The sequence below is a fragment of the Pseudovibrio sp. W64 genome (genome assembly GCF_001623145.1).
Taxonomy (GTDB): Bacteria; Pseudomonadota; Alphaproteobacteria; order Rhizobiales; family Stappiaceae; genus Pseudovibrio.
In genome coordinates this window covers 248114-265587 of the sequence record NZ_LMCI01000038.1, presented here as the reverse complement: position 1 = coordinate 265587, position 17474 = coordinate 248114, and the positions used below count along the sequence as shown (strand labels likewise).

General features: G+C 48.1%; 17 protein-coding genes. 12 read left to right on the top strand and 5 right to left on the bottom strand.

Annotation, left to right across the window (positions count from 1 at the left end; genetic code table 11):
- The first annotated feature begins 49 nt into the window (after window positions 1–49).
- Window positions 50–1063 carry a LacI family DNA-binding transcriptional regulator gene (locus tag PsW64_RS17750; protein ID WP_063304426.1) on the top strand — a complete coding sequence of 338 codons (1014 nt, stop codon included), beginning with the start codon at window positions 50–52 and terminating at the stop codon, window positions 1061–1063.
- Between the two features lie 89 nt (window positions 1064–1152).
- On the opposite strand, the gene PsW64_RS17745 is transcribed toward PsW64_RS17750, so the two are convergent.
- Window positions 1153–2226 (bottom strand): sugar phosphate isomerase/epimerase family protein, encoded by a 1074-nt coding sequence (locus tag PsW64_RS17745; RefSeq protein ID WP_063304425.1) that lies wholly within the window; start codon window positions 2224–2226, stop codon window positions 1153–1155.
- 67 nt (window positions 2227–2293) lie between these two features.
- A complete protein-coding gene (locus PsW64_RS17740; RefSeq protein WP_063304424.1) occupies window positions 2294–3352 on the bottom strand; it encodes a LacI family DNA-binding transcriptional regulator in 1059 nt (352 codons plus the stop codon).
- A gap of 189 nt (window positions 3353–3541) precedes the next feature.
- Here PsW64_RS17740 and PsW64_RS17735 point away from each other — a divergent pair, with 189 nt between their 5' ends.
- The 7 genes from PsW64_RS17735 (at window position 3542) to PsW64_RS27985 (ending at window position 10176) form a co-directional block, all read left to right on the top strand.
- The gene (locus PsW64_RS17735) at window positions 3542–4783 is read left to right on the top strand and encodes an ABC transporter substrate-binding protein (protein ID WP_063301537.1); all 1242 of its coding nucleotides are present in this window, start codon (window positions 3542–3544) and stop codon (window positions 4781–4783) included.
- 77 nt (window positions 4784–4860) lie between these two features.
- Complete coding sequence (locus PsW64_RS17730) at window positions 4861–5757, top strand: carbohydrate ABC transporter permease (protein WP_063304423.1); 897 nt, start codon at window positions 4861–4863, stop codon at window positions 5755–5757.
- Between the two features lie 10 nt (window positions 5758–5767).
- Entirely contained in the window at window positions 5768–6700 is a 933-nt protein-coding gene (locus PsW64_RS17725) for a carbohydrate ABC transporter permease (protein WP_063301535.1), read from the top strand.
- Between the two features lie 4 nt (window positions 6701–6704).
- On the top strand, window positions 6705–7790 hold the full coding sequence (locus PsW64_RS17720; protein ID WP_063301534.1) for an ABC transporter ATP-binding protein: 1086 nt from the start codon (window positions 6705–6707) through the stop codon (window positions 7788–7790).
- A gap of 19 nt (window positions 7791–7809) precedes the next feature.
- The gene (locus tag PsW64_RS17715) at window positions 7810–8565 is read left to right on the top strand and encodes a sugar phosphate isomerase/epimerase family protein (RefSeq protein ID WP_063304422.1); all 756 of its coding nucleotides are present in this window, start codon (window positions 7810–7812) and stop codon (window positions 8563–8565) included.
- Complete coding sequence (locus PsW64_RS17710; protein WP_063304421.1) at window positions 8565–9728, top strand: Gfo/Idh/MocA family protein; 1164 nt, start codon at window positions 8565–8567, stop codon at window positions 9726–9728. Before PsW64_RS17715 ends, PsW64_RS17710 begins: the two co-directional genes overlap by 1 nt.
- A 301-nt stretch (window positions 9729–10029) precedes the next feature.
- The gene (locus tag PsW64_RS27985) at window positions 10030–10176 is read left to right on the top strand and encodes a MerR family DNA-binding protein (protein WP_208980867.1); all 147 of its coding nucleotides are present in this window, start codon (window positions 10030–10032) and stop codon (window positions 10174–10176) included.
- A 554-nt stretch (window positions 10177–10730) separates the two neighbouring features.
- Here the strand turns inward: PsW64_RS27985 and PsW64_RS17700 are convergent.
- The 3 genes from PsW64_RS17700 to PsW64_RS17690 are packed head-to-tail and all read right to left on the bottom strand — an operon-like array spanning window position 10731 to window position 12630.
- Window positions 10731–11498: a creatininase family protein gene (locus tag PsW64_RS17700; RefSeq protein ID WP_063304420.1), complete on the bottom strand. Its 768-nt coding sequence runs from the start codon at window positions 11496–11498 to the stop codon at window positions 10731–10733.
- A gap of 45 nt (window positions 11499–11543) precedes the next feature.
- On the bottom strand, window positions 11544–11933 hold the full coding sequence (locus tag PsW64_RS17695) for a RidA family protein (protein WP_063297595.1): 390 nt from the start codon (window positions 11931–11933) through the stop codon (window positions 11544–11546).
- Between the two features lie 16 nt (window positions 11934–11949).
- A complete protein-coding gene (locus PsW64_RS17690) occupies window positions 11950–12630 on the bottom strand; it encodes a FadR/GntR family transcriptional regulator (protein WP_063304419.1) in 681 nt (226 codons plus the stop codon).
- Window positions 12631–12933: 303 nt separating this feature from the next.
- Between PsW64_RS17690 and PsW64_RS17685 the strand changes: the two genes are divergently transcribed.
- From PsW64_RS17685 to PsW64_RS17670, 4 genes are all read left to right on the top strand, one after another.
- The gene (locus tag PsW64_RS17685) at window positions 12934–13467 is read left to right on the top strand and encodes a TRAP transporter small permease (protein WP_063304418.1); all 534 of its coding nucleotides are present in this window, start codon (window positions 12934–12936) and stop codon (window positions 13465–13467) included.
- Window positions 13464–14753, top strand: coding sequence for a TRAP transporter large permease (locus PsW64_RS17680; protein ID WP_063304417.1), 1290 nt, complete (start codon window positions 13464–13466; stop codon window positions 14751–14753). Before PsW64_RS17685 ends, PsW64_RS17680 begins: the two co-directional genes overlap by 4 nt.
- A gap of 30 nt (window positions 14754–14783) precedes the next feature.
- Entirely contained in the window at window positions 14784–15818 is a 1035-nt protein-coding gene (locus PsW64_RS17675; protein WP_063304416.1) for a DctP family TRAP transporter solute-binding subunit, read from the top strand.
- A 69-nt stretch (window positions 15819–15887) separates the two neighbouring features.
- Window positions 15888–17027, top strand: coding sequence for a mandelate racemase/muconate lactonizing enzyme family protein (locus tag PsW64_RS17670; RefSeq protein ID WP_063304415.1), 1140 nt, complete (start codon window positions 15888–15890; stop codon window positions 17025–17027).
- Window positions 17028–17474: the final 447 nt, after the last annotated feature.

Sequence of the window (17474 nt, the reverse complement as noted above, 5' to 3'; positions counted from 1 at the left end):
GCAAAATGTTGAATTGCCAGCCATATGCATTTCCATCAAGAATCCATCAATGACGCATCGTTTCCCTGTTAAAGAAATCGCTCTTCAAGCTGGATTAAGTACAGCAACGGTTGACCGCGTACTTCACAGCCGCACAAACGTAAGTCTGCAGTCTGTCCGCAGAGTACAAAACGCGATTGCAGATTTGCACTTGCAGGAAAAGCAATTGTCTGCACGCGGCAAGAAGCTCTTTATCGACTTTGTTGTCGAAGCTCCGGACCGCTTCTCCTCTGAAATACGACGCGCTGTTGAAAGTGAAATTGGCAGATCAAACCCTGTCGTCATCCGGCCCCGTTTCATAATGCAGGAGCACATGCAAGAGGCTGAGGCCGTCAGTTACCTCAAACGCATTATGACTCACGGTAGTAATGGGGTTTGCCTGAAGCTGCGTGACACGCCAAAGCTCAGAGACATGATCAAAGCGCTCTCAGAAAGGAATATTCCTGTCCTCACGATGTTCACCGATATTCCGATTTCAGAACGACTGACATACGTTGGGATTGACAATGCAAAAGCGGGAAAGACTGCAGCTTACCTGATCTCAAAGACGCTGCATTCTGCTGGCGGAACCATATTGATGAGCCGCAGCCACGAGCATTTTAAAGGTGAAGAAACACGCGCAATCAGCTTTCGATCATGGCTCACACGTAATCGTCCAGGCCTGAAATTTATTGAAACCACAGGAGGTTCTGGAGTTGATCATAAAATTGAAAAAGACCTAGCCTCTATTCTTGAGAAAGAGCAGAACATATGTGCTGTGTACTCCATGGGCGGAGGAAACAGGGCAATTATTCAAATGCTTGAGCAATACAAGATGTATCCAGACAGCTACATTGCACATGACCTTAATCAGGAAAACAAAGCATTGCTCAACGCGGGCAGAATTTCATTTGTACTCCATGACGAGATCACTCAGGATATCTCGGCTGCCTTTTTTCACATCAGTCGTGCAAACAACATAACCTTGACGGAACCTTCAACTCCCAACGGCTCCGAAGTTCATATAATCGCGCCTGAACTTTAAACGAGCTAAGCCCCCCTCACCCACGCAATGTGCCTTTCCGGGCAAGTAGCCTGATTATGCGTATCTCGGCTGCCTATTTGATTGCCAGCTTACTGGACGCTTTTTAGCTCTGAAATGCCAAGAATGCGGCGGTTGGCTGCTTCATCTGTTCTTGCATCCGCAAAGTCATCAAAGGCGCGCTCAGTGACGCGGATAATGTGGTCTTTTATGAACTGCGCCCCTTCTCTCGCCCCGTCCTCAGGGTGCTTGAGGGCACATTCCCATTCCAGCACGGCCCATCCGTCAAAGTTGAGAGCGGCAAGCTTGGAGAAAATTGATTTGAAGTCCACCTGACCATCACCCAGAGAGCGAAAACGGCCTGCACGGTTCTCCCAGCTCTGATAGCCGGAATAAACGCCTTGCCTGGGCGATGCATTAAACTCGGCATCCTTAACGTGGAACATTTTTATGCGGTCAGCATAGACGTCAATAAAGCCGAGATAGTCCAGTTGTTGCAGCACAAAGTGGCTTGGATCATACAAAATATTTGCGCGGGAGTGGCCTTTCACTTTAGCGAGGAACATCTCAAAGGTGACGCCGTCATGCAGATCCTCTCCCGGATGTATCTCGTAGCACACGTCTACATTTGCTTTATCAAAGGCATTGAGGATCGGCATCCAACGCTTACCGAGTTCTTCGAATGCAGTCTCAATGAGACCAGCCGGGCGCTGTGGCCACGGGTAGACATAGGGCCATGCTAACGCCCCCGAAAACGTGGCATGAGACGTGAGTCCCAGATTTTGCGAGGCTTTAGCCACCAGAAGCAATTGTGAGACTGCCCATTGCTGCCGCGCCTTAGGGTTGCCATGCACCTGAGGCGGCGCGAACCCGTCAAACATCACATCATAGGCTGGGTGAACTGCGATCAACTGGCCTTGCAGGTGGGTCGATAGTTCGGTGATTACAACACCATGATCAGCTAGTGTCCCCTTCAACTCATCGCAGTAAGTTTTGCTTGTGGCCGCCTTTTCAAGGTCAATCAAACGCTCATCCCAACTGGGAATCTGCAGGCCTTTGTATCCCAGATCAGCAGCCCATTTGGCTATTGACCCAAGCGTGTTAAATGGGACTGCATCTCCGACAAACTGCGCTAGAAAAAGCGCGGGACCTTTGAGCGTTTTCATCACATAATCTCCCAATATTCCAATGGCTTGTATGGATTAAATATGAGTGCCTTGTGGCGTTTGGCTGTTACAAGGCGCACTGTTTTTCGCTAAAAGGCGCTGTGCTTCGCCTTTCAATCAACTCCACTGGCAGAACCGTTCGGCGTGCAGCTGCTTCGCTCTCGGCACGGTTTTCGACTTCTCCGGCAATGCGGCGTAGCAGCTTACCGGCGGCTTCCTGCCCAATGCGGAATCTGGGCTGGCGGATCGTTGTTAAAGACGGGATGAAACGTTCGGCAATTGCGATATCGTCAAAGCCTATGACGGAGACATCTGTGGGGACGGAAAAACCAAGCCGGTCAAGCTCTGATATGAACCCAAAAGCGATCTCGTCACTCATGCAGAACATAGCAGTCGGGCGCTCGTCCAGTGCGCACCATCTGTGTGCTGCATGTACGCCTGCATCTAGCGAAAAGTCACCGTCAATCAGCCACTCTTCGCGAAGTGGCAGAGCATATTCTGAAATAGCAGCTTCAAACCCTTCCTGACGGGCGGCTGTAAGCCTGTTTTCTGCAGGGCCTCGCACCAAACCGATGGCTTCGTGGCCGAGTGTGTATAAATGGCTCACGGCCAACTGAGAGCCCTGGTGGTTATCAACCCGCACCGATCCGAAACGTGGGTCTGTGCCCCACTCACAGCAGTACACGACGGGTGGTAATTCTGAAGATACGGAACCGTCATTTAGGTTCGTGAGATCCAATGTGCCATCTAGCACCAGCAAACCATCTGCCTGTTTCATCGAGAGGTAGTCATAGGCCTGTTCACGCTTAAAACTGGTTTGAAGTATGTCCACGACCAGCAGGCTTAAACCCTCTTTGGCGAGCACACTTTCAATGCCGGAAAGTATTGAAGAAAAAAACGGATTGCCCAGATTAGGCACAAGAGCAACGACCGCTCCTGCCTCCTTTTTCCTCAAATTTCGAGCAGTTTGATTGATGCGATAACCGGTGACACGAACAGCAGCCATCACCTTTTCTCGAGTTGCTTTATTCACCTTCTCAGGCTTGCTAAGAGCTCTGCTTACCGTAGCTGTAGAAACACCTGCGACAATGGCAACATCCTGTACTGTAACAACTTTTGAAGTCATACGTTGACCGATACTATTTATGGACAGTTACTGGCCAATAATTACTGTTGACTCAGCGCATTTTCACTGACTACGATATATATGTAATCGATTGCAGTCAAAATAAAACTATCATAAAGCTACTGTGATTGACGTCATGATCGGGTTGGGAGGCCTGATCATCATTCGAATTATTGGGAGGGTAATTCAATGCTTAAGGTCAAAGGATTTTTAACCGCAGCAACTATGCTCGCCGGTGCTTCTTCTGCTTATGCTGCTGATTTGGAAGTGACACATTGGTGGACTTCTGGTGGGGAAGCCGCTGCTGTGAAAGTGTTTGCTGATGCAGTCACAGGTGCCGGGCATAATTGGGTAGACAGCGCGATTGCAGGGGGCAGCAATGCTCGTCCGATCATCATAAGCCGTATTTCTGGTGGTGATCCAATGGGGGCGACCCAGCTTAACACAGGGCGTGATGCTGAAGACCTGATCAAAGCAGGCCTGATGACAGATCTTACTGAGATTGCCGAGAAAGAAGGTTGGGCTGATTTCATTCGCCCAGCAAAACTGCTTGAGAGCTGCACTTACGAAGGTCGCGTCTACTGCGTGCCGGTCAACATTCATTCATTCCAGTGGATGTGGTTGAACCGTGGCGTTTATGAAAACAATAACTTAGCTGTTCCGGCAAATTGGGAAGAGTTTATTGAGACCGCACCCAAACTGAAAGAAGCAGGGATTACGCCTCTGGCCGTTGGTGGTGAGGCCTGGCAGCTCACCGGCATGGCGAATGTCTTTCAGGTTGCACTAGGTAGCGTTGACCTTTACCGGCAAATTAAAGAGCAAAAGAGCGTTGAGGCGGCGGGCAGCCCTGAAATGCGAAAGGTGTTTGAAGCTGTTGCTGCCGCACGTGGATTAGTCGACAGTGGCTATGTTGGCCGTGCATGGAACGATGCAACAAACATGGTCATCACTGGTAAAGCTGGCGCGCAAATCATGGGTGACTGGGCTCAAGGGGAGTTTTCTTTGGCCGGGCAAACAGCTGGTAATGAGTATGATTGTCTGCCGGGTCTGGGCGCTAATCCTGTTCTTGATACCGGTGGGGACTCATTCTTCTTCCCGAAACCGAACGGAGACCAGCCTGAGATCGTTGCAGCTCAGTTGGAAATGGCTTCCTTGCTGGTTTCCAAGCAGGTTCAGGTCGATTTCAACCTTCGAAAAGGTTCCCTTCCAATCCGTGGCGACATCAATCTTGATGATGCAAATGCTTGCATGAAGAAGGGTATCTCCATTCTGGCAAATCCGGAAAATATTTTGCCCGGATCTGAGCAGGCTTTTTCTTCTGACACACAAGGTCAAATTGAAGATTTGTGGGTGGAGTTCTTCAGCTCGCCGGAAATGAGTGTCGAAGAAGCGCAAACTCGCTTTGTCGAAATCATTGAGTATGCCGATTAATGGCACCTCTCCTTTAAAAACAGTTGGAGGGTCGGTCTTCAGGATCGGCCCACCTGACTTGCGTCGGAGATGTGTGAATGTCCATCGCCAAACGGCCAAACCCTTTATTTCGAAACCTTAATGCCAAGATTGCTGCATTGCCGATGATTGCCACAACACTTGTGGTTTTCCTTGGCTGCTCGATCTGGACAGTCATCTATTCCTTTTCCAAGTCCCGTGCCCTGCCAGTCAACGAGTTTGTCGGATTTGCACAATATGAGCGATTGTTCCGTACCTCTCGCTGGTTGATCTCGCTGGAAAACATCGTGATTTACGGAGTTCTTTCGCTCCTGATCTCATTTGTCATCGGGTTTATTCTCGCTGCTCTGATCGACCAGAAAATACGTTTTGAAGATACATTTCGGACGATCTACCTCTATCCCTTTGCTCTCTCATTCATTGTTACCGGCATTGTCTGGCAGTGGATTTTGAACCCAAGTCTGGGCATTCAGGAGACTGTACGATCATGGGGTTTTGAAAACTTCACCTTTGACCTGATCGCCAACCGGGGCACTGTGCTTTATGCCTTGCTGATTGCTGGCATCTGGCAAGGAACTGGCTTCGTCATGGTGTTGATGTTGGCTGGTATTCGCGGCGTTGACCGGGAGATCTGGAACGCTGCAAGAATTGATGGAATCCCGGTTTGGAAGACATACCTGTTTGTGATCGTTCCCATGATGCGCGGTGTTATGGTCACCACTCTTGTAATTGTCGCAGCTGGCATCGTTAAGCTTTACGATCTCGTCGTTGCGATGACACAGGGTGGTCCAGGCATCGCATCAGAGGTGCCCGCCAAATACGTTTATGATTTCATGTTCGCCAGAGCCAATGTTGGGCAAGCACTCGCCGCCTCTACAGTCATGCTCACAACCGTCCTCATCATCTTGATTCCGTGGATTTATCTCGAATACGGCAAGAAGAAAGCACAGAGGTAGAGGGGCTGATATGACTGTTGAATCCTTCGAAATTACTCGAGCAAAGCCCAGTAAGAGCTCCGCAAAGGAACCATCCGGCGCGAAACCACTTCGCCGCATCAACCCAACACGAATAATGCTCTACTCGGTTCTATTGGTAGCCGCTGTATATTACTTGCTACCACTCTATGTGATGATGATGACAAGCCTTAAAGGTCTTCCAGAAATACGTCTTGGCAACATCTTTGCTCCGCCAATGGAAGTTACATTTGCTCCCTGGGCTAAGGCTTGGGATACCGCCTGCACGGGTCTATATTGTGAAGGGCTGAAAGTTGGGTTCTGGAATTCCGTAAGGATCACCATCCCAAGCGTTATTATGTCCATCACCATCGCCTCTGTGAATGGTTACGCCCTTTCCAATTGGAAATTTAAGGGCTCTGAAGTGTTCTTTACCATTCTCATCTTCGGTAGTTTTATTCCTTACCAAGTGATGCTTTATCCGCTTGTGATTGTTACCCGAGAGCTGGGCATATTCGGGTCTCTTCAAGGCGTGATCTTCATTCACACCATCTTTGGAATGCCAATTCTGACACTCTTGTTCCGCAACTACTTCGCAGCTTTACCTGAGGAGTTGTTTAAAGCTGCTCGTGTGGATGGCGCTGGGTTCTGGGGCATCTTCCTGAAGGTGCTGGTGCCAATGTCTGCTCCGATCTTTGTCGTTGCGGTGATTTTGCAAGTCACTGGAATTTGGAATGATTTCCTATTTGGCGTCATCTTTGCGGGGGTCAAAAACTTCCCCATGACTGTTCAGCTCAACAACATCGTCAACACCACACAAGGTGTGAAGGAATACAACGTCAACATGGCTGCAACCTTGCTGACAGGCGCAGTGCCATTGGCTGTTTATTTCTTCTCTGGGCGCTTTTTTGTACGCGGCGTCGCCGCTGGTGCTGTGAAAGGATAATACAGTGAGCTCAATCAGCATTCGCGATCTGTCGCTAAAATTTGGTGAAGCTACTGTTCTCGATCAACTCAACTTGGATGTCGCTGAGGGGGAGTTCCTTGTTCTGCTGGGTGCATCAGGATGCGGGAAATCTACCCTGCTGAATTGCATTGCAGGATTACTGGATCTCTCCGAAGGCCAAATCATCATAAACGGCACAAACGTTACATGGGCTGAGCCGAAAGACAGAGGCATCGGCATGGTGTTTCAATCCTATGCGCTCTACCCGCAAATGACGGTGCGTGGAAACCTGACGTTTGGCTTGAAGAATGCCAAGGTGCCTCGTGAGGATATCGAGCACCGGGTAAACCGCGCAGCCCAAATGCTCCAGATCGAGCCCTTGCTAAACCGCAAGCCGGGGCAACTTTCCGGCGGTCAACGCCAACGTGTTGCCATTGGGCGCGCTCTTGTTCGTGATGTGGATGTCTTTTTGTTTGACGAGCCTCTTTCCAATCTGGACGCGAAGCTGCGTGCGGAGTTGCGTGTGGAGCTGAAGCGCTTGCATCAAAAACTACGCAACACCATGATTTATGTAACGCACGATCAGGTGGAAGCGATGACACTAGCAGACCGCATTGCGATTATGCGCGACGGTGTCATTCAACAGCTCGCAGACCCGTTTACCATCTACAATCAACCGGTAAACAAGTACGTGGCGAGCTTCATCGGCTCCCCGGCCATGAACTTCCTTGATGGTGCATATGGCATTGATGAACAGCCCAGTTTCACATCAAATAACCTGGATATTGCGCTAGGCCGCTACAACTTCAAAACCAGAGCAGAAGACAACAGACCAATTTATCTTGGCATCCGTCCAGAGCATGTTCACGTGGGGAATGCAGCTCAGGAGCAACCATTTAACTCCGACATATCAGTCGAAGTTGTGGAGCCCATGGGATCAGATACGCTGGTGTGGACCTCGCTGGACAATCAACCCTTCCATTTCCGTATGGACGGACAAGCCACTGTCAATGTGGGTGACCGCCTGCCTATCGGCTTTGACCCGGTTAAAGCCTCTTTGTTTGACAAGATATCTGAATTACGTCTCTAAACGCAGGAAATTGATCACAATGGATTTTTCCCTTCAGCTTTATAGTGCACGCAATGCTCAGCCACTGACTGAGGTTTTGAGCGGTCTGGCCAAAATGGGCTACACCCAAGTAGAAGGCTTTGGCGGGGTTTACGAAGATCCCAATGCTTTGCGACAGATGCTGGATGCCAACGGCCTTTCCATGCCCTCCGGCCATTTTGGAATTGATGAACTAGAAGCAGATACAGCACGCTATATTGAACTGGCAAAATATCTTGGAATAACGCGCATTTTCGCGCCTTTCCTCGCCCCATCAGAGCGCCCTCAAACTGAAGCTGACTGGATCTCATTTGCTCACCGCCTCGCGCAGGTTGGCACAAAAGTGCAAGCTGCAGGCCTAAGCTTTGGGTGGCACAATCATGATTTTGAGTTTCAATGTGAGTACAACGGGCGTACACCTATGGAAATCATCCTCACTGAAGCGCCAGAGATCGATTGGGAAGCTGACATTGCGTGGATCATCCGAGGTGGTCACGATCCGATTTCATGGATTGAGCGCTATGGTAGCCGCATTACAGCTGTTCATGTCAAAGACATTGCTGCCACTGGCGAATGTGCCGATGAAGATGGCTGGGCAGACGTTGGTTTCGGCATTGTACAGTGGGGCCAAATCCTCTCAGCCTTACAAGAGAAAAGCCGTGCTTGTGTTTATGTCTTGGAACACGACAACCCGAGTGACTTTGCCCGCTTTGCGCAACGCTCCTTGAACTCACTCAAAATGCTGGAAGGTGTTTGATGTTAGAAAAGCTCGGTATTGGCATTATTGGGTGCGGCAATATATCGGAAACCTACCTTACACTTGGCCCTCTGTTTCGAGGGTTGAACCTAAAGGCAGTGGCAGACATCAATATGGATGCCGCACATGCTAGAGCGGCGGAATTCGGAGTGTTGGCCTATACCGTTGAGGAGCTATTGGCTGCCGACGATATCGATATCGTCGTCAATCTTACTATTCCAGCAGCACATTACGACATAAGTCGCCGCATCCTCGAAGCTGGCAAGCACGTTTACTCAGAAAAACCGTTTGTTCTTTCTTTGAAAGAGGGACAGGTCCTGCTTGAACTTGCTGAGCAAAAAGGGCTTCGTATTGGCTCTGCGCCAGATACATTCCTTGGAGGATCTCATCAGCAATGCCGTAGCCTGATCGACAGTGGAGCGATTGGCAAAGTTGGGAGCGGAACATGTCATGTCATGAGCCGTGGTATGGAGCATTGGCACCCAAATCCCGCATTCTTCTTCAAAGATGGTGGCGGACCAATTCTTGATCTGGGTCCGTATTACCTCACGAACCTTGTACAGTTGCTTGGGCCTGTAAAAACCGTTTCAGCTTTAACGTCTATTCCGTCTCCCAAGCGAACAATCACTTCTGAACAGCGTTATGGAGAGATGATTTCCGTTGAAACAGAGACCACTGTTCATGCTCTGCTCGAGTTCCATAGTGGTGCTGTGATTACTCTTGGAGCCAGTTGGGATGTGAAGGATCATAGCCATAATCACATGGAGCTATACGGCGAAACTGGCACACTGTATGGGCCTGATCCAAACTTCTTTGGTGGAGCGGTACGCATTGCAGATGAAAATGGGGTACCGGTAGATCTACCAGTTTGGCAGCATCCGTTTGGAGAACCTAATCAGCAACACGATAGTATGGGCGCCTTGGCAAATTACCGAGCTGCTGGCCTCTCCGATATGGCAATGGGTATTTTGGAAGGCCGCGCACATCGCTGCAACCACGCCCTTGCACTCCATGTTGCAGACGTCATGTTCTCCATTCTAACCTCTGGCCGCGAGCGAAGGTTCGTGGAGTTAGAAACCACCTGCACCCGCCCCGATGCGCTTTTGAAAGAAGATGTGGCTCAGATGTTGCTGAGCTCATCACAAGACTTGGTTGCTGAGTAACTTCAGGAAGCTAACTCCACCCAAATCACTTATCCCCGGCGTGTATTGAGACGGGTATCGACGGCATTATCTGAAGTAGGGGGATAGATTATTTCTATCCTCTTTCCTTGTTTGAGTGCAGCGCCGATGCTAGCTGGAGTTATCCTACAGAACGCGGTCTATCGTCGACGTGTCACCAGAGCTACTTTCGCGAGCTGTATCGACATAGCAGCGCTGTCCTAACGCTAATAACGCAAACGAACGCACATAGGAGCGCAATTCCGTCACCGCCAGCCGCAACTCTGGTGGTCAGCGCCGCTTTATGCGCGCAGACATCCGCCGCCTGTCATTTGCGTTAGTCGCGCAGGAGTTTGACTTCACCATCAAAGAGATTTCAGATCAACTCGGAACACTTCCCCCGGGCCGTTCACCAAGCAAAGCAGAGTGGCAACGCTTAAGCCAGCAGTAAAAGTCCATCTGAACAAGGGCATCGCCCGTTTGGAATGTTTGAGATTGCAGCTGGAAGGCGGCTGCCTGTCTCTGGACAAATGCGAGCTCTACAACGCCGGCGACGACGCCTCCAGTTACGGCCGCGCCCCCGCTTCATCTATAGCGACAAATCATTTAAAGATAGGGGCTAGGATACGATAATCGGAGTTGTCGTTATTTCCAAGCCCCCAAACAACAAAAAACCCGTCATCGTGATGATAACGGGTTTAAATATTTGGTTGCGGGGGTAGGATTTGAACCTACGATCTTCAGATTAAGGGGCTCTAATGAAGTAAACCCTACTATTATTATTTTTCAATAAGTTAGCTGTCAAGTCATTGAAATAACGACGCAGCATACACTAACTTCGCCGATATTGCACGACACCAAACGATGTACTGTATAGGTCAAAACGAATACAGCTGTTGACGCCTAGGACGAAGTGTCACCGAAATCAGAGACATAAATTTCTATTAAAAAAGAAGACTGAGTAATCGTCGAAAACACATATACTCGGGTAGCATCGTTCGCAATTCACAGTAAATTCTTCATATCTTTCACAATTTCTGAAAGGTTATCTATGACAACATCAGTGATTAACTGTCCTTTTTCTACACTAGCTGTTGTTGGATTCCCCACAATGCCACTCCCACCTGAGATCCGTTTCATCGACCGAATATAGTCAACCGAGTTTCCACCGACCAAGCCTGCGTCATAACGCTCTCCTACCTCAACAAACTGTAATCCATGCGGCATGCGGTCCAGTTTCACTTTTTGTGGCTGCGCCAGAAGCATTACAGAGGTTTCGAATTCGCATGCATGCCCAGTTCCAAGCTTCCCTGAGTCTGAGATTGCAGCCAATTGTTCGGAGGCAGCGCGCCACCAAGCTGTAAACAGAATACGGGCATTCTTCCCGTATCGTACTCCCAGTTTTTCTGCAATTACTTTTCCAATTGCATTATTACCGCCGTGTGAGTTGAGAATAAGGATGTTTTTGAAGCCGTGATGAAGAACCGATTCAAGAATACCGAGTACATAATTCATGAAAGATTCGTGAGTAACAGTAAGGGATCCAGCAAAATCCATATGATGCTCAGAACAGCCAACTTTGACAGACGGCAGAGTTAGTACTGCATCGCCCAGACATTTATTGAGTTCGCCTAAAAAGAATTCACCAATATCTGCATCTACTGATAACGGCAAATGAGGACCATGTTGTTCAATTGCTGCAACATTCAAAACAACCGGCGTTTCACGGTCAATCTTGCCCAGATCTTCAGTGGTCAGATCTTCCCAAATCACGGCATTCTCCCAAATAAATCAATTCAGCATACAAACCACAAAGGTCTAGTTATGCACCGCCCACATCTCAATTTCGACTTTGAATGTAGAGAGTAGTCCTGCTTGAACAGCGGTCCTCACAGGTCGCGGCTCTGGCATATACTCTTGGTAAACGACGTTAAATCGCTCCCACTCTTCCAAGTCAGTCAAGAATACATTGACTTTGAAGACATCGCCCAGATCACAGTCGACTGTTTGAAGTTGCTTCAGGCAATTGTCGAGTGTGACGCGTGTTTGTTCTTCAATCGTTTCACCAATCACGTTGCCTTCATCATCAAGAGGCGCTTGACCTGAAATCAGAGCAATTTTGTCTGCCTTGACGATTAAGACCGGTGAGTATGGGCCAGCTGTTACATGTTGGCTTGCCTCTGAGGGAAGATGTTTTCCGATTTCCATGTGAATTTACCTCCACTTATGTGTTTACGCTCAGTATCATTTTGTCGAGAAATTCCCGGCTTGCAGCCTCAGCTTTCTCAGGGTTATTTTGCTCTACGGGCTCAGCAATGGTCTCTAAAGAGCGAACCATGTTGTTTCTGATGACTAAACTTACGCGTGTTTTGGGCCGTTCACCGCCAAAGCGGACGTCCTCACGTGCCTTAATGATTAAATCGAAGATATGTAGGAGGAAGCCATTTTCGGTGATCTCGTAAAGAAGACGAAAGAATTGATAAACGCTCTCTTTGTAGTCGAGCCAATCTTCAGGATTAGAAACACGTTCTAACCGTTTACGCAGCTCCTGCTTATGATCTGAAGTGGCATATCGGGCAGCAGTGGCAATAACCCAGGGTTCAAATGCCGCTCTGGCTTCGACGTGTTCTGCCAAGTTACCCTTAGTAATATCTACTCCGTGATCAAACGTTTCGACAGCACTATCTAGGTGATCGGAAACGAAGGTTCCGCTTCCAATCTTTCGAAAGATCAAACCTTTCTCTTCAAGGTTCTGCAGGACACGTTGTACCGCACCTCGACTGACACCAAACTGATCAGCAAATGCACGCTCTGTCGGCAGGCGTTGCCCTGGATTAAGATCGCCATTTCTCAACGCACTCAGCAAGTGAGTATGAAGATCTGTCGAGTGTGCGTCCTGTTTCATAACTCTCGTATTTCCCCAAATAAACAAAACTTTATGAGGCCCTAATATACCCGACTCTCTTTAGGCACACCATTTTGATCGCAATAGATCGAACAATCAACCAAAATAGCACCAATTCAATCCAATTTTCGATATATCACCACAATTTTGCTGAGTACAGACGCTGTAATACGTAATTCATTTTCGTTGACTTATAGATATTTCAGTCCAATATAGATCCAATAAGATCCAATTATGATGCGAATCTGGCTCGTGATTGGTCCAACATAGACGTTATGCGCGTTTCATTGGTGGGAGATTTATATGCGCAGCTTTTGTGGGCAAGCCTCTCGGATTATCGACACTGTACTGAACAAGATTATAATTGCGATGTTCGCCGTTTTACTCTTCGACGTATGGTTCGCAGTCCTGGATCGTTACATCTTCAAGTGGCAAGTCATCTGGGTGGAAGAAGCAGCACGCTACCTAATGGTGTGGACCATGCTATTAGCGATTGCGACGGCTATGTATCGGAGACAACACGTCTTCATCTCGTTTATCTACGAAAAAGTACCAGAAAAGCAGCGCCTGCTGCTTGCTGCATTCATTGATCTTGTGAGCATCACCGTCTTTTTTAGTATTGCTCTTCTGTCTATCAGTTTCGCTTTTAAGGCTCTCGGTACACGTACCTCAATTTTTGGAATGCCTCTGACTGTTCCTCATGCTGCGGTCGGTGTGTCCTTCTTCCTCACCGCAGTTCAGCTTTCTCTCGTGTTTATCCGTGATTTCGGCAAACTTCCCGTTCAAATATTGGAAGTGGATGTTTCCAACAGAGCAAATCAGGAGGCAGACCAGTGATCGTTGCACTATTATTTGTTGTTAGCTTGCTGATTGGCTTGCCAATTGGGGTCGCAATTGGGGTTGCTACTTTTGCCGGTTATATCGCTCTTGGTGGTGGGATCGTTGATAATAACTTCCTCGTCATGATCCCAAGTAAAATTTTCTCGGCCTTAAACAGTTTTGCTTTTTTGGCCATGCCGTTCTTCATTTTGGCCGGCGAAATCATGAATAAAACCGGTATTACAGATCGAATTCTCCTGTTTGCCAAGGCGCTTGTCGGCCATTGGCGTGGAGGTTTGGCGCATACAAATATGCTCGCCTCATTGTTGTTTGCTGGTGTCTCGGGATCCGCTACAGCAGATGCGGCTGCATTTGGCAGAACTCTTGTTCCTGCTATGGTACGCAACGGTTATACTCGGTCCTATGCCTGTGCAATTACAGCAGCTGGCTCTATCGTAGGGCCAACTGTCCCACCCTCTAGTTTAATGGTGCTTTACGGTTCCATTATGGGGGTTTCTATTGCGGGCTTGTTTGCCTCAGGGATCCTTCCTGGTGCTGTTATTACGCTGCTGTGCATGGCAATGATAACTCTCACAGCCAGAGCCAAAAATCTTCCTCGCGAAGATATCCTCCTTAGTCGGCGCATTGTTTGGGCTGCTTTCAAAAAAGCGTTTCTGGCTCTCCTAATGCCCGGTATCATTCTTGGAGGCATTTTGGGCGGTATTGTTACGCCCACAGAAGCTGCCGCTATCGCTGTTGGCTACGCTCTTTTCATCGGCATGTTCGTTTACAAAAATCTAAAGCTTTCAGACCTACCCGAGATTTTGGCGAGAACTGCTCGCATCAACGGCGTTGTATTTCTTATCGTAGCGATTGCATCAGCGCTTGGCTGGTGGCTTGGGTTTGAGCGCATTCCACAGAATCTCTCCAAAGGTTTGCTTGTCCTCAGCGACAATAAAGACCTCATTTTGTTGATGTTGATTGGCATCCTGCTTGCCTTCGGCATGGTCATGGATATTACCGCCGTGCTTATCATCATGGGTCCTGTCCTTTTGCCAATAATGGCTCAAATTGGTCTAGATCCCATTCATGCCGGTATTATCGTCGTCCTTGCTCTGAATATTTCTCTTATGACCCCACCAATTGGCGCGTGCCTCTTTGTACTTTCGTCTGTAACCGGCGAGAGGATTGGTGGGATCATGAAAGATCTCTGGCCCTTCCTTCTTTTGGAAGTAGCCATACTACTGGGTTTTGCATTCTTGCCGGATGTAGCCCTCTTCATTCCGAGACTGCTCGGCTTCTAAAATCTCTGGACATAATTGGGAGTTAATACCATGAGATCTTTAAAAACGTTGCTTGCTACCGTTTGCATGACCGCTCTTTTGGGAGGAGCTGCGCACGCTGAACTGATGCGTATCGGCCATGATGCACCTCCGGAAGCAAAAGGAAATGTGACACACGCCTATTCCGCTGTATTAGGTGCATCTGTTGAAGCTGCCACCAATGGTGATATTGATGTAGAAATTTATCCAAACAACCAATTAGGCAGCAGTGAAGAGCGACTACAACAGGTTCGAGACGGAATCATTCAGGGCACGATCGCATCTCTTGGTTCATTGACACCTGTGTACCCTGACCTAGATATTTTGAACTTACCGTTCGCTTTCGACAATATGGCTTCCGTCTACAAAGTATATGGAGGTGAGTTTGGTACAAAGCTGGCCAAAGCTATTGAGGCAAAGCTTGGGGATGTTGTGGTTTTGGGCATTGCCGATCCAGGCGGCTTCTTTGCACTAACCAATTCAAAGAAGCCAGTTAAAACGCTGGAAGACTTCAAAGGCATGCGCATTCGGACGATGACGGTGCCGGCACATCAGCGTCTTATTCAAGCTTTGGGCGCAGAAGCCTATCCGCTGGCTTGGAGCGAAGTTTACACTGGTCTTCAGACAGGTGTAATTGATGGACAAATGAATCCAGTCCCAACCGTATACCGCACAAAGCTCTACGAAGTGCAGACAGCGACAAGCCTGATTAAGCATCTCTATAACCCGTTGTTCTTCCTTGTTAATAAACAGTTCTTTGAAGGTCTGTCACCAGAACAACAGGACATCCTGCGTGCTTCCAGCATGGAAGCTGTTGTTGCAACGCGTGGATTGGGTCGTATTTCTGAAGCCGAAGACACCATTGATCTCAAGGAAAAAATGGTCGTAAACACCCCATCCAAGGATGAGCTCGCCAGAATGCGCGAAGTTGCAGTGAGCGAGATGGACAAGTATTTTGATGAAACTCTGACAGACAGCGGAAAAACTCTACTGACAGAATTTAAAGCTGCAATCAATAAAGCAAATGCCTCTGTTTATCTGAAGTAGACATCAAAAAGATTTCATGGTCGGAGGTTTATCTCCGACCATTTTCTCCTGTCACTATCGGTAGCCCCAATGACAAAGCATACAATCGAGAAATTTGAATTCACTGAAGTCATCGTTCGTGCAAATCCAGGCGTTATCAACTCTGCCACACTGAACAAGCCATTGCATATGCTTCCCGTGGGAGCAAAAGGAACATGGTCAACTCAGTTTGATGAGCTACCAAAGCTCATTGTTCGCATGACACTATCTAACGGCACGGTTGGCTGTGGCGAATTTATGAGAGATCACAATACCAAGCTGGTAAAGGATATCGCAGATAGCCTTTTAGGCGTTGCCATCGAAGACCTCAGTCTCCAGCAACTACCTATATTGCTCTCACGAGAATATGACGGATTTGAATGCGCGATTTGGGATGTTGCTGCAAAGCTACAAGGCCTCCCCCTCCACAAACTGCTTGGAGGAGCGCTTCAAGAAAAGGTCAAAGTTACTGCTTGGTCCAGCCACAGAACTTTGGATGAAGTTGGCCCATGGGTAAGGCAATATCAGGACCTAGGATTTGAAACGATCAAGTTCAAAGCAGATCTCGAAGATGATGTCGTTGGCATGTGTGAAAAAATTGCGGCACATGCTCCCAAGATGAAGGTGATTTTTGATCCCAATCAACGATTTGAAAATTTGGGAGAAACAAAGAAAATAGTGCGGGGCCTTGAGAAGGTTGGGAACGTTATGATTTTAGAAGATCCAATGCCGATTTGGATGCTTCAGGACTACAAAGCCCTTCGCGAGTTTACAGACATCCGCATTATCAGACATATCTCATTGCCTTACATCTGGCAGGGACAACGTCAGCACGACATTATTAATGCCTTGACTCATCAAGCAGTTGATGGATTTAACTTTAATGGTGGTCTCTCAGCCTTCCATCGACTAGCGCAGGTTGCTCATTGCGCAAACTTCTACTTCTGGCATGGTTCTGAAGTGGATTTGGGAATTCTAGAAGCCATGTATGTGCATCAGGCCGCAGCTACTCAAAACTGCATTTGGCCAAGTGACATATTCGGACGCCATATACGCTCTCACGATCTCCTTAAAACACCATTGAAGTTTGAACCTCCTTTTGTTCATATTCCTCAAGGACCCGGATTGGGAATTGAGCTTGATGAAGACGCCATTGGCCAGTTCAAGACAACTGAGTTTGTTGTAGACTAGATCAATCGCAAAACAGCAACGTCAGTGGATTTTGCATCGGCGTTGCATTCTTCAAAACCATTGCTCTTTTCATACAAAGCTCTCAGGCCCATCACAAGCCACGAGGATAGAGCCTTTCAATAAGCGATTTAAGTACAGATGCTGTTCGTTAAATAACAATTGCTTTTTAGCCCGCATACTCCCTCCGATGCAGGTTACCTTATATGATAAACTTCACGCAGATAAATCGAACTCCACCACTTTACGAACACGTTTGCTTCGTTTGTCTTTTCGGCTAAGGAACATGAGTTACTTGCCGATGACCAGCCTAGATTTCTCACAGTCAAGCATCCTATCGATCGTTAACTCATGCCTGCATCGAATGTTGACGTGGTGTTGACGCGAACGCAAAAAGCCCTGAACCAAAGGTTCAGGGCTTTTGTTATGTGTTTGATCTATTGATCGAAT

Bases quoted from the DNA above. Each gene is read 5' to 3' on its own strand.
- PsW64_RS17750 (WP_063304426.1), top strand. From the start codon at position 50: ATGACGCATCGTTTCCCTGTTAAAGAAATCGCTCTTCAAGCTGGATTA.
- PsW64_RS17745 (WP_063304425.1), bottom strand. From the start codon at position 2,226: ATGAAAACGCTCAAAGGTCCCGCGCTTTTTCTAGCGCAGTTTGTCGGA.
- PsW64_RS17740 (WP_063304424.1), bottom strand. From the start codon at position 3,352: ATGACTTCAAAAGTTGTTACAGTACAGGATGTTGCCATTGTCGCAGGT.
- PsW64_RS17735 (WP_063301537.1), top strand. From the start codon at position 3,542: ATGCTTAAGGTCAAAGGATTTTTAACCGCAGCAACTATGCTCGCCGGT.
- PsW64_RS17730 (WP_063304423.1), top strand. From the start codon at position 4,861: ATGTCCATCGCCAAACGGCCAAACCCTTTATTTCGAAACCTTAATGCC.
- PsW64_RS17725 (WP_063301535.1), top strand. From the start codon at position 5,768: ATGACTGTTGAATCCTTCGAAATTACTCGAGCAAAGCCCAGTAAGAGC.
- PsW64_RS17715 (WP_063304422.1), top strand. From the start codon at position 7,810: ATGGATTTTTCCCTTCAGCTTTATAGTGCACGCAATGCTCAGCCACTG.
- PsW64_RS17710 (WP_063304421.1), top strand. From the start codon at position 8,565: ATGTTAGAAAAGCTCGGTATTGGCATTATTGGGTGCGGCAATATATCG.
- PsW64_RS27985 (WP_208980867.1), top strand. From the start codon at position 10,030: ATGCGCGCAGACATCCGCCGCCTGTCATTTGCGTTAGTCGCGCAGGAG.
- PsW64_RS17695 (WP_063297595.1), bottom strand. From the start codon at position 11,933: ATGGAAATCGGAAAACATCTTCCCTCAGAGGCAAGCCAACATGTAACA.
- PsW64_RS17690 (WP_063304419.1), bottom strand. From the start codon at position 12,630: ATGAAACAGGACGCACACTCGACAGATCTTCATACTCACTTGCTGAGT.
- PsW64_RS17685 (WP_063304418.1), top strand. From the start codon at position 12,934: ATGCGCAGCTTTTGTGGGCAAGCCTCTCGGATTATCGACACTGTACTG.
- PsW64_RS17675 (WP_063304416.1), top strand. From the start codon at position 14,784: ATGAGATCTTTAAAAACGTTGCTTGCTACCGTTTGCATGACCGCTCTT.
- PsW64_RS17670 (WP_063304415.1), top strand. From the start codon at position 15,888: ATGACAAAGCATACAATCGAGAAATTTGAATTCACTGAAGTCATCGTT.